This is a genomic window from Gottfriedia endophytica, from assembly GCF_017814275.1.
In the GTDB taxonomy this organism is placed as follows: domain Bacteria; phylum Bacillota; class Bacilli; order Bacillales; family Bacillaceae_G; genus Gottfriedia; species Gottfriedia endophytica.
In genome coordinates this window covers 1-12421 of the sequence record NZ_JAGIYQ010000008.1, presented here as the reverse complement: position 1 = coordinate 12421, position 12421 = coordinate 1, and the positions used below count along the sequence as shown (strand labels likewise).

General features: G+C 37.1%; 11 protein-coding genes and 1 riboswitch. All 11 genes read right to left on the bottom strand.

Annotated features, from left to right (window positions below):
- Positions 1-8 precede the first annotated feature (8 nt).
- The gene (gene purH, locus J5Y03_RS12540) at positions 9-1544 is read right to left on the bottom strand and encodes a bifunctional phosphoribosylaminoimidazolecarboxamide formyltransferase/IMP cyclohydrolase (RefSeq protein ID WP_209406165.1); all 1536 of its coding nucleotides are present in this window, start codon (positions 1542-1544) and stop codon (positions 9-11) included.
- A 55-nt stretch (positions 1545-1599) separates the two neighbouring features.
- A complete protein-coding gene (gene purN / locus J5Y03_RS12535) occupies positions 1600-2166 on the bottom strand; it encodes a phosphoribosylglycinamide formyltransferase (protein WP_209406163.1) in 567 nt (188 codons plus the stop codon).
- A complete protein-coding gene (purM, locus tag J5Y03_RS12530; RefSeq protein ID WP_209406161.1) occupies positions 2166-3203 on the bottom strand; it encodes a phosphoribosylformylglycinamidine cyclo-ligase in 1038 nt (345 codons plus the stop codon). Before purM ends, purN begins: the two co-directional genes overlap by 1 nt.
- Positions 3204-3285: 82 nt before the next feature.
- Positions 3286-4698: an amidophosphoribosyltransferase gene (purF, locus tag J5Y03_RS12525; RefSeq protein ID WP_209406158.1), complete on the bottom strand. Its 1413-nt coding sequence runs from the start codon at positions 4696-4698 to the stop codon at positions 3286-3288.
- Positions 4683-6902, bottom strand: a complete 2220-nt coding sequence (gene purL / locus J5Y03_RS12520) for a phosphoribosylformylglycinamidine synthase subunit PurL (protein ID WP_209406156.1) — start codon at positions 6900-6902, stop codon at positions 4683-4685. Before purL ends, purF begins: the two co-directional genes overlap by 16 nt.
- Positions 6886-7569: a phosphoribosylformylglycinamidine synthase subunit PurQ gene (gene purQ / locus J5Y03_RS12515; protein ID WP_209406154.1), complete on the bottom strand. Its 684-nt coding sequence runs from the start codon at positions 7567-7569 to the stop codon at positions 6886-6888. Before purQ ends, purL begins: the two co-directional genes overlap by 17 nt.
- Positions 7566-7820 (bottom strand): phosphoribosylformylglycinamidine synthase subunit PurS, encoded by a 255-nt coding sequence (gene purS / locus J5Y03_RS12510; RefSeq protein WP_209406152.1) that lies wholly within the window; start codon positions 7818-7820, stop codon positions 7566-7568. The genes purQ and purS overlap by 4 nt, the downstream gene beginning before the upstream one ends.
- Positions 7808-8530 (bottom strand): phosphoribosylaminoimidazolesuccinocarboxamide synthase, encoded by a 723-nt coding sequence (gene purC / locus J5Y03_RS12505; RefSeq protein WP_209406150.1) that lies wholly within the window; start codon positions 8528-8530, stop codon positions 7808-7810. The genes purS and purC overlap by 13 nt, the downstream gene beginning before the upstream one ends.
- 29 nt (positions 8531-8559) lie before the next feature.
- Positions 8560-9858, bottom strand: coding sequence for an adenylosuccinate lyase (purB, locus tag J5Y03_RS12500; protein ID WP_209406148.1), 1299 nt, complete (start codon positions 9856-9858; stop codon positions 8560-8562).
- A complete protein-coding gene (gene purK / locus J5Y03_RS12495) occupies positions 9855-11003 on the bottom strand; it encodes a 5-(carboxyamino)imidazole ribonucleotide synthase (protein WP_209406146.1) in 1149 nt (382 codons plus the stop codon). Before purK ends, purB begins: the two co-directional genes overlap by 4 nt.
- Positions 11000-11485, bottom strand: coding sequence for a 5-(carboxyamino)imidazole ribonucleotide mutase (gene purE, locus J5Y03_RS12490; protein WP_209406144.1), 486 nt, complete (start codon positions 11483-11485; stop codon positions 11000-11002). The genes purK and purE overlap by 4 nt, the downstream gene beginning before the upstream one ends.
- Positions 11486-11599: 114 nt before the next feature.
- Positions 11600-11701: riboswitch (purine riboswitch) on the bottom strand.
- Positions 11702-12421: the final 720 nt, after the last annotated feature.

The window sequence follows — 12421 nt, the reverse complement described above, 5'->3', positions numbered from 1 at the left end:
CTTAAGAATTAATGTTTAAAGTGGCGAATTCCTGTGAAGACCATTGTGATTCCATATTCATCAGCCTTCTTAATTGAATCCTCATCACGAACTGAACCACCAGGTTGAATAATTGCAGTAATTCCAGCTTTTGCTGCCGCTTCAACAGTATCATCCATTGGGAAGAATGCATCTGATGCTAAAGCAGAACCTTTTGATTTTTCACCAGCTTGTTCAATTGCAATTTTCGCTGCTCCAACACGATTCATTTGACCAGCACCAACACCAATCGTCATATGATCTTTTGCAAGTACAATTGCATTCGATTTAACATGTTTAACGACCTTCCAACCAAGCTTTAAGTTCTCCCACTCTTCTTCAGTAGGTTGGCGTTTTGTTGGAATTGTAATCGTTGCATCTTCAAAACCAAGTGTATCCATATCTTGACGAAGTAATCCACCATGAACTGTTGTTAATTTTGAAGCAAATTTAGGTGTAGTGTCTAAGTCGATTGTTAATAAACGTAAGTTCTTTTTGCTTGTTAATACTTCTAACGCTTCTTTCGAGAATGAAGGAGCAATGATGATTTCTAAAAATAACTCATGCATTTTACGAGCAGTTGCCTCATCAACTTCGCGATTGACTGCTAAAATCCCTCCAAAAATTGATACTGGATCAGCTGCATATGCACGGTCATAAGCCTCTTCAATCGTAGTTCCTTCTCCAACTCCACATGGATTCATATGTTTAACTGCTACAACTGCAGGACCTTCAAATTCACGAACAATATTTAATGCCTCGTTTGCATCATTTATATTGTTATAAGAAAGTTCTTTTCCATGAAGCTGATTAGCATATGCAATAGATGATGTAGTTGGCATTGGTGCACGATAGAAAGTTGCCTTTTGATGAGGGTTTTCTCCGTAACGTAAAGATTGCTTTAATTCATAAGTAACTGTATAGCTTTCAGGATTTTCTTCCCCTACTTGCTCAGTTAAGTAATTTGAAATTAATGAATCATAAGCTGCAGTGTGACGGAACACTTTAGCAGCTAAACGACGATTTGTTTCAAGAGAAACGCCACCATTTTCATTCAGTTCATTTAAAATCACTTCATAGTCAGCTGGATCAACAACCACAGATACGAACTCATGATTTTTAGCAGCTGAACGAAGCATTGTTGGTCCACCGATATCGATGTTTTCAATTGCATCTTCAAAAGTGACATCCGATTTCATAATTGTTTCTTTAAATGGATATAAATTTACACAGACTAAATCAATTGGTTGAATTCCAAGTTCATTCATTTGACGCATATGCTCTTCGTTTGAACGGACACCTAATAATCCACCATGAATACTTGGGTGTAATGTTTTCACACGGCCATCCATTATTTCTGGAAATTTTGTTACGTCTGAAATTCCAATTACGTCCAAGCCAGCATCTTGAAGTAATTTATGTGTACCACCAGTTGAAATTACTTCAAACCCCTGCCCAATTAAACCAGTTACAAACTCAATAATTCCATTTTTATCAGAAACACTTACTAATGCACGTTTTTTCATCTTGCTCTCCCCTTAAATGAAAATGATTGATTGGTAGCTTGTAAATTACTTTTCTCTATATATGAATCAATGATTGTAAAGTTTTTACATATAATTCATGTTCTACATCATGAATCTTTTTCTCTAGTGATTCTCTTGTTTCACCAAGTGTAATGTCAATTTCCTGCTGAGAAATAATTGGGCCAGTATCCATTCCCTCATCGACAAAATGCACTGTCACACCAGTCTTTTCTACATTTGCGTGCAAAGCTTGTCCAACTGCGTCTTTCCCTGGAAATAATGGTAGAAAAGAAGGGTGAATATTGACGATTTTCCCGCGAAATGCCTCTAATAATGTCGGTCCTATTAGTCTCATAAAGCCTGCAAGAGCAATAAGGTCAACTTTATTCTCTTGTAAAATGGTTACTATTTCTTGCTCATATGCAGCTTTACTTTCATACTCTTTCGCAGTAAAAACAAAGGTTGGTATTCCAGCTTGTTTGGCACGTTCGATCGAATAAGCATCTCTCTTGTCACATACTAACAAGCAAATTTTAGCTCTTAACTCATTAGCGTTAATTGCATTGATAATGGCTTGAAAATTACTACCATTTCCAGATGCAAACACAGCAAGATTTGTCATTACAGCTTTCCTCCGCTAAAAGTAACACCATTACCAGCTGTTGTACGTCCGATAATATAAGCCTTTTCACCAGCTTCTTCTAATTGATGAATCACATCATGCATGTTCTTTTCATCTACTGCAAGAACCATTCCGATTCCCATGTTAAAAATATTGAACATCTCTTCGCGACTTAATTCTCCAACTTCTTCTAATAAATCAAAGATAGGTTGAATTGGCCAAGAACCGTAATCAATGACTGCACCAATACCTTCTGGAAGCATTCTTGGTATATTTTCAATAAAACCACCACCAGTAATATGAGCCATTCCTTTAATTTCATGTTTTTTCAATGTATTTAAGATTGGTTTTACATAAATCTTTGTTGGACGAAGTAACTCTTCACCTAATGTATGACCAAGTTGTTCAACCTCTTGCTTAAGTGATAGCCCACCTTTTTCAAGTAAAACTTTACGAACTAATGAAAAACCATTACTATGAATACCATTTGATGATAATCCTAGTAAAATATCGCCCTCTTTAATTGTCTTGCCAGTTACCAGCTTAGATTTATCAGCAATACCTACTGCAAAACCTGCAACGTCGTATTCATCCTCTGGATACATGCCAGGCATTTCAGCAGTTTCCCCGCCAACTAGTGAACATCCTGCTTGAACACAACCTTCTGCTACACCTTTAACAATGTTTTCAATTCGCTCAGGATCTGCTTTTCCTACTGCTAAATAATCAAGGAAGAATAATGGTTCTGCCCCTTGCACAACGATATCGTTTACACACATCGCGACTGCATCAATACCAATTGTGTCATGACGGTCCATTTGAAACGCTAATTTTAATTTAGTTCCAACACCATCTGTTCCTGAAACAAGGACTGGCTCTTTATAGTTAAACTTTGAAAGATCAAACATTCCTCCAAATCCACCTAATCCTCCTAGAACTTCCTGACGCATTGTTCTCTGAACGTGTTTTTTCATGCGGTTTACGGCTTCGTAACCAGCTTCAATATCTACTCCAGCTTGTTTGTATGCATTCGCCATGTGACGATCCCCTTTCGGCCTGTACATTTCATTTAGTAAAGAAGGCGACGAAACTCTTAGAACGTCACCTTCTTTTTTTGTATTATTTCTGATTGTGAACAAGCTCTTGTTCATCGTAAATCACTGTTGGATAACAACCTGTGAAACAAGCTGTACATTGTCCTCTTGTAGGTCCTTCCTGATTACGACCAATTGCACCTAACAAACCATCTAATGAGATAAACTCTAGAGAGTCTGCACCAATTTCCTTACAAATTTCTTCATTTGTATTTTTTGCTGCAATTAATTCTTCTCTTGTTGAAGTATCAATTCCGTAATAACAAGGATTTTTGATAGGTGGTGCACCAATTCGAACATGTACTTCACTTGCTCCAGCATCTCGTAACATTTGAACAATTCGACGACTTGTAGTCCCGCGAACGATCGAATCATCTACCATAACAACTCGTTTTCCTTCAACAATCGAACGAACAGGTGATAATTTCATTTTAACCCCTTGTTCACGTAATTCTTGTGAAGGCTGAATAAACGTACGAGCTACATATCGATTTTTTATTAAACCAATTTCATATGGAATGCCAGATTCTTCAGCATAACCAATAGCCGCTGAAATACTTGAATCTGGTACACCTATTACAACATCCGCTTCAACTGGTGCTTCATTTGCAAGCACTCTACCCATATTTTTTCTAGCAGCATGAACGTTAATATTATCGATGTTGCTATCTGGGCGAGAGAAATAAATATATTCCATACTACAAATTGTGTGGTCAATTGTTGATGTATACATCTCTGATTCAATACCGGCATCTGAAATGACTAACATTTCTCCTGGTTTGATATCACGAATATATTTCGCACCTACGACATCAAAAGCACATGTTTCTGATGCAACAACATACGCATTACCAAGTTTCGCTAGTGCAAGTGGACGGAATCCATTTGGATCCAACGCTACATACATTGCATCCTCTGTTAAGACTAAATAAGCAAAAGCACCTTTAATCATATTTAATGACGCTTTGATGCGGTCTTTTAATGGAGCTGAAACATTTCGTTTAATTAAATGTGCAAGAACTTCAGTATCCGAAGTTGTTTGAAAAATACTACCTTGTACTTCTAAATCCATGCGTAAACGGTTAGCATTCACTAAATTACCATTGTGAGCAAGTGCTAGGCTACCAGTGTTAGAACGGAAAAGTAGTGGTTGGACATTTTCATATCCTCCGCCACCAGCAGTTGCATAGCGAACATGACCAATTGCAGCTTTACCTTTTAAATCATTTAACTGACCTTTCGCAAATACTTCAGTAATTAGACCTAAACCTTTGTATCCATCAAGCTTTTCACCATCAGTTACAACGACCCCAGCACCCTCTTGGCCACGATGCTGTAAGCTGTGTAGACCATAGTAGGAAATTTGTGCTGCATCTCTATGTCCCCAAATCCCAAAAATTCCGCACTCTTCATTTAATCCTTTTATTTCAGCAAGCATGGGATCGCCTCTTTCCAAGCTTGTTTTAATTCTTCAACTGGTGCATGAAGAACTGTTTCATTTGCTCCATTACGAACTGTTACAGACGCTTCTTCTGTTACTGTTCCAATTAATTTTGCTTCAACTAGTGCCTCAAATTGCTCTTTGTTTTGAGGTTTTACTGTTAGTAAGAAACGTGATTGAGATTCACTAAATAATGCAGTTACTTCATTTCCTTCTATAGTAATTGATGCACCAACGTTAGACGAACCAAATGTGCTTTCAGCTAAAGCAACACCTAATCCACCTTCTGATAAATCATGAGCTGATGCGACAACGCCTGCTTGAATAGCTGATAGAATTTGTGATTGATAGTTTGCTTCAACTGCTAAATCAATACTTGGTGCTGCACCGAAAATTTTACCGTTTAGTAATTTTTGAAGCTCACTGCCTCCAAACTCTTCTTTCGTTTCACCAACTAAATAGATTAGATCCCCAGCAGTTTTAAAGTGTTGTGTTGTAATGTGATCGATATCTTCAATTAAACCAACCATTCCAACAACTGGAGTTGGATAAACAGCTTCACCAACAGTTTCATTGTAAAGCGATACGTTACCACCAATAACTGGCGTACTTAGTACATTACAAGCTTCACTCATTCCATCAGTTGCTTTTTCTAACTGCCAGAAGATTTCTGGTTTTTCTGGATTACCGAAGTTTAAGCAGTCTGTAATCGCAAGTGGACGTGCACCTGAACAAATTACGTTACGTGCTGCTTCAGCAACCGCAATCTTACCGCCAACTTCTGGATCTAAATATAAGTATCTAGCATTACAGTCTGTAGTCATAGCTAATGCTTTCTTTGTATCACGAATACGGATAACTGCTGCATCTGAACCTGGAGCTACAACTGTATTTGTACGAACCATGTAATCATATTGGCCATAAACCCATTCTTTACTTGCAATCGTTGGTTGAGCTAATAATTGCTTTAATGTTTGTTTAACATCTGCAATTTCTGGAGCTTTTACATCCATTGCTTGGAACTCGCCATAATATGCAGGCTCACTTGAAGGCTTGTGATAAACTGGTGCTTCTTCTGCTAAAGCATCAACTGGTAAATTAGCAACTACTTCACCTTTATGAAGTAAGCGAAGCATTTTATCATTCGTTACGCGTCCAACCGAAACAGCGTGTAAATCATATTTTTCAAATAGATCAACAATTTCTTGTTCTCTACCTTTTTCAACAACTAATAACATACGCTCTTGAGATTCAGAAAGCATCATTTCATAAGCTGTCATTCCTGGCTCACGTTGTGGAACTAAATCAAGATTCATCTCAATTCCCATTCCTGCTTTCGAAGCCATTTCAGCTGATGAAGATGTTAAACCTGCAGCTCCCATATCTTGAATACCTACAAGTGCATCATTTTGAACAACCTCTAAACAAGCTTCAAGTAAAAGTTTTTCCAGGAATGGATCACCAACTTGAACAGCAGGTCGTTTTTCGTCAGATGCTTCTGATAATTCCTCTGATGCGAAAGTAGCACCGTGAATTCCGTCACGACCAGTTGAAGCACCAACGTACATTACTGTATTTCCTTCACCATGTGCTTGACCTTTTTTAATATCCTTATGATTAATTAAGCCAACACACATTGCGTTTACTAATGGATTTCCTTCATAACAAGGATCAAATGCAATCTCGCCACCAACTGTTGGAATACCAATACAGTTACCGTAGCCAGCAATCCCTGCTACTACTTCTTCAAATAAGTATTTCACTCTAGGAGTCTCTAATTCTCCAAAACGAAGAGAGTTTAACATTGCAACAGGACGTGCACCCATTGAAAATACATCACGGATAATACCACCTACACCAGTTGCCGCTCCTTGGTATGGTTCAATTGCTGAAGGGTGATTATGACTTTCGATTTTGAAAACAACTGCTTGCTCATCGCCGATGTCAACAATTCCTGCACCTTCTCCAGGACCTTGTAAAACGTGCTCTCCACTTGTTGGGAATTTACGTAATAAAGGCTTTGAGTTTTTATAGCTACAATGCTCTGACCACATTACTGAAAATAATCCAATTTCAGTGTAGTTTGGTTGACGGCCAATAATCTTCTTAACTAATTGGAATTCCTCGTCAGTTAAACCCATTGTTGCATAAATTTTTTCTTCCTCAATTTGCATTGGATTTGGCTCAAGAAGTAACGACATGATTTTCCCTCCAGTTTCTTACAATTGAACGAAATAATTGTAAACCATCAGCACTACCAAGTAACGCATCAACCGCACGTTCTGGATGTGGCATCATTCCTAATACGTTTCCTTTTTCATTCGTGATTCCAGCAATATCATCTAAACTACCATTTGGATTATTTTGATAACGGAAAACAATCTGATTATTATTCGTAAGTGATTCGTAAGTTTCTTGATCACAGTAGTAATTTCCTTCACCGTGTGCAATCGGAACTGTTATTACTTGACCTTTTTCATAGCCAGTTGTAAACATTGTTTCATTGTTCTCAACTACTAATTTAACTTGGCCACATAGGAATTTTAATTTTTCGTTACGACGAAGTGTACCAGGAAGTAAACCTGCTTCCGTTAAAATTTGGAAACCATTACATACTCCAAAAACTGGTTTTCCTTCTTGAGCTGCTTTTTTAACAGCTTCCATTACATTTGCAAAGCCTGCAATAGCACCTGAGCGTAGATAATCTCCATATGAGAATCCACCAGGTAGTAAAATACCATCGAATTCATCTAAATTCGTTGCATCATGCCATACGTATTCTACTTCTTCACCTAGTTCGTCTTTGATTGCATGGTACATATCAACATCACAATTCGATCCTGGGAATACAATTACTGCAAACTTCACTGTGCGACTACCTCCTCAACCTCATAACGGTAATCTTCAATAACAATGTTTGCTAATAACTTTTCACACATTTCTTTTACAGATGCATCTAAATCTTTTACATTTTTATCGATTTGTAATTCCATATATTTACCGATACGAACATCTTGTACTTCGCTAAAGTTCATACTATGCAGTGCGTTTTTAACTGCATTTCCTTGTGGATCTAATACACTTTCTCTTAATGTAATAAAAACTTTTACTTTGAACATAATAATCCCCCTAAGCGTTTTAAAATTTCTTCGTATCCATCAGTTAAATTACCTAAATCTCTGCGAAACACATCTTTATCAAATTTTGCATTTGTATCCTTATCCCAAAGACGGCAAGTATCAGGTGAAATTTCATCTGCTAAAAGAATCGTTCCATCCTCTAACTTTCCAAACTCTAGTTTAAAATCAACTAACCGAACATTGCACTCATTGAAAAGTGCTACTAATTCATCGTTTACACGAAGAGCAAGTTGTTTAATTTGTTGAAGTTCTTCTGTTGATGCTAATGATAACGCCGAAATGTGATCTTCGTTTACAATTGGATCTCCTAAATCGTCACGCTTATAGTAAAACTCAACAATTGGTTTTGCTAAAAGTGTACCTTCTTCAAGACCCATACGTTTTGAAAGACTACCAGCAATAATGTTACGAACTACAACTTCTAAAGGAATAATTGATACTCGTTTAACTAATTGTTCTAGCTCTGACGTTTTCTCAACAAAGTGAGTAGAAATGCCAGCATCCATTAACTTTTTAAATAGTAAACTAGTAATTTCATTATTTAAACGGCCTTTGCCCGCAATTTCTGCTTTCTTCTCCCCATTAAAAGCAGTTGCAGAGTTTTTGTATACGACGCGGACAATCTCAGGATTGTCCGTAGCGTATATTCGTTTTGCCTTTCCTTCATACAACAGTACTTGCTCATTCATGTTACAATGCCCCCCTATTTTTAGCTTGCTTATGAATTTAATCCAAGACGTTCAAAAATTGTATCTACTTGACTTAAGTGATAGCTATAATCGAAGCAACGATCAATTTCTTCTTGTGATAAACGAGAGTTAATCTTTTCTTCTGCTTCTACTAGGTCTTTAAATTGTACTTGTGATTCCCAAGCTTCCATTGCCTTTGGTTGAACTGTATCGTATGCTTCCTCACGAGACATACCTTTATCAATTAAAGCAAGTAATACTCGTTGAGAGTAAATTAGGCCATATGTTCTTTCCATGTTGCGCTTCATATTTTCAGGGAATACCGTTAAGTTTTTCACGATATTTCCAAAGCGATTTAACATATAGTTAAGTAAAATTGTTGCATCTGGTAAGATGATACGTTCAGCTGAAGAGTGTGAGATATCACGCTCATGCCATAATGACACGTTTTCATAAGCTGTTACCATATGTCCACGAATCACACGCGCTAATCCAGTCATATTTTCAGAACCAATTGGATTACGTTTATGTGGCATTGCAGAAGAACCTTTTTGTCCTTTTGCGAAAAACTCTTCTACTTCACGAGTTTCGCTCTTTTGTAAACCGCGAACTTCAGTTGCAAATTTTTCGATTGAAGTAGCGATTAATGAAAGTGTCGCCATGTAGTGTGCGTGACGATCACGTTGTAATGTTTGTGTTGAAATTGGTGATGCTGCTAAACCTAATTTTTCACATACAAAACTTTCAACAAATGGAGGAATGTTAGCATACGTCCCAACAGCTCCAGAAATTTTTCCAACGCGTACACTCTCTGTAGCTTGTTTAAAACGTTCTAGGTTACGTTTCATTTCTTCTGTCCAAAGTGCAAGTTTTAAACCAAATGTTGTTGGTTCTGCATGAACACCATGTGTACGTCCCATCATTACTGTGTATTTATGTTCTTTTGCTTTATTTTCAAGAATCGTAATAAAATTCTCGATGTCTTTTAATAAAATGTCATTAGCTTGAAGTAAGATATATGAAAGAGCTGTATCAACTACGTCTGTTGATGTTAAGCCGTAATGAACCCATTTCTTTTCGTCGCCTAATGTTTCAGACACTGCACGAGTAAAAGCTACTACGTCATGACGTGTTTCTTTCTCAATCTCATTAATACGGTTGATATCAAAAGATGCTTTCTCACGTAAAACCTTAACATCTTCTTTCGGAATATCACCTAGTTCTGCCCAAGCTTCACAAGCTAAAATTTCAACTTCTAGCCATGCTTTAAATTTATTTTCCTCTGTCCAAATTGCACCCATTTCAGGGCGAGAATAACGTTCAATCATGAATGTACCTCCATACTGTTGTGTTTCCAGATTTCTAATTTTTCTACAATTTGCATTGCTGAAGTTGTAGATTCTTCTATTATATTAATATGTCCCATTTTACGGCCAGTTTTACATTCTGCTTTTCCGTAAAGATGAACATGTAATTCTTTGTAAAACGGTATGGCGTTAAGTACCTTCTCCACATGTTCGCCTAATACATTTACCATCACAACCGGCTTAAGTAAGTTTGTACTTCCTAGAGGCCAGTTGCATATAGCACGCACATGCTGTTGAAATTGTGAAGTTTCACAAGCATTCATACTATAATGTCCTGTATTATGTGGTCTTGGAGCTAATTCATTTACAAACACTTCACCATCTTTTGTGACAAACAATTCAATGGCAAGCACCCCTACTAAATGGAAAGCATTTGCGATCTTCTCAGCGAATTGATGAGCTTTCGTTTCAACATCATTTGATATGTTCGCTGGTACAGTTGATGTATGTAAAATTTGATTTACATGAACATTTTCTGCGATTGGAAAAGTAGTTACTTCCCCTCTAGGATTTCTTGCAACGATAATCGAAATCTCTTTTTCAAATGGAACCCAAGCTTCTAAGATACAAGAATGTTGATTCAGTAATGCAATTGCTTCACTATAATCTGCTTCTGACTTTACAACAACCTGACCTTTTCCATCATATCCACCAGTAGTAGTTTTAAGTACAGCTGGTAAACTTAACATGTCAATTGCATCGTAAAAATCATTTTCAGTTTCAACAAGATGAAATGGTGCAACTGATATTCCTAAGCTTTGAATCGCGTTTTTCTCTGTAAATCTGTTTCTTGTTATTTTTAACAGCTCACTACCTTGAGGTAAATATGCGTGTTCTTCAAGATATTGCAAAGCTTTTACATCGATATTTTCAAACTCATAAGTAATGACATCACTTACTTCAGCTAATTTTTGAATAGCTTCCAAATCAGAGTAAGCAGCGATTATTTCAATATCTGCTACTTGGCCACAAGGTGAATTTGGAGTCGGATCAACAACTGCTACATTAAATCCCATCTCTTTTGCTGAGATAGCCATCATACGACCAAGTTGTCCTCCACCAATTATCCCGATTGTTTGACCTGGTAAGATAACTTTATTACTCATAGCTGATCACTACTTTCCAGCACTTGATTTTTTGTATCTTCACGTCTGATCTCTAATTTTTTTTCGATTTCTTTGTCTTGGATACTGAGTATTTGAGCCGCAAGTAAACCGGCATTAGTTGCTCCTGCCTTTCCAATTGCAACTGTTGCAACAGGAACTCCCCCCGGCATTTGAACGATTGACAGTAATGAATCAAGACCATTAAGCGCTTTCGATTGAACTGGTACACCTATTACTGGCAATGTTGTTTTAGCCGCCACCATACCTGGTAAATGTGCTGCTCCACCTGCTCCTGCAATTATGACCTGAATTCCTCGTTCTCTAGCTAATTCGGCATATTCAAACATTAAATCAGGAGTACGATGTGCAGATACTACCTTCTTTTCATAAGGTATACCTAACTCATCCAATATTTCACATGCATGACTCATCGTTTCCCAATCACTCTTACTCCCCATGATAACGCCAACGATCGGTTTCATATCCTCATCCCCCAAAACGGTAAAAGTCATCTTTTATCCATAAAAAAAGCCTAGTGTAGTATTCCTCTCTATAATGAGAAAGATAATCTACCTAGGCGCATACTCCAAGTATACGTGCGATTAACTTCCCCTCATAGTCCAGTAATTTACGGTCACTGGGTAGAAACTTTTGGGCCATATTCCCAACTTTATACGAGGTTTGCTATCTTCACTTTTATCTTAACAAGGATTCAGCTTCTTTTCAAGAAAAAATGAATATTTTATTTGAATTCTTTATTTAATGTTCGTGTTTTAGGTAATAAATATCCTATTTATACTAATTATGCTTTACATTTCACTAATTCTTATAAAAACATACTACTATTTACTATATTAGTATAGGGATTTAATGAATAAAGTAAACAATTATTTTTTTAACCATTAAGGTTACTCATTTAATCAATTTATCAACTTAAGTAACTGGACTACTATAATCAAAAGGATTTTTTTAAAACAACTAAATATCCCCTTAGTAAACAGATGCTATTTTAGAATGCGATAGTTGATTACAACTCCAGGTTGCTCCCTTTCCGCGTGGCGTGAGCTAGCCTCCTCGGCAAGCCTGCGGGACTCATCTTCCCGCTATTCCCACAGGAGTCTCGCACCTTCCGCCCGAATCAACTTCTGTCTTTAAAATTAAAAATCTAAGCAACAATCTTTTAGAAAAGAGACATCCATGCTAATTACTTTCGCACCATGATTCATAAAAAATTAAATTCATCCTATAATTATTGTCTTTTAAGATGTTATTTTCAGGGTAGCCTTATTTATTGTGAAATCGAGTAGGAGGGAGCGACTAACTCCCGACCTCTCACACCACCGTACGTACGGTTCCGTATACGGCGGTTCAAATTAAGTCTGACGCAGAAATTCATATCTTTGATATAGACTTTTAAG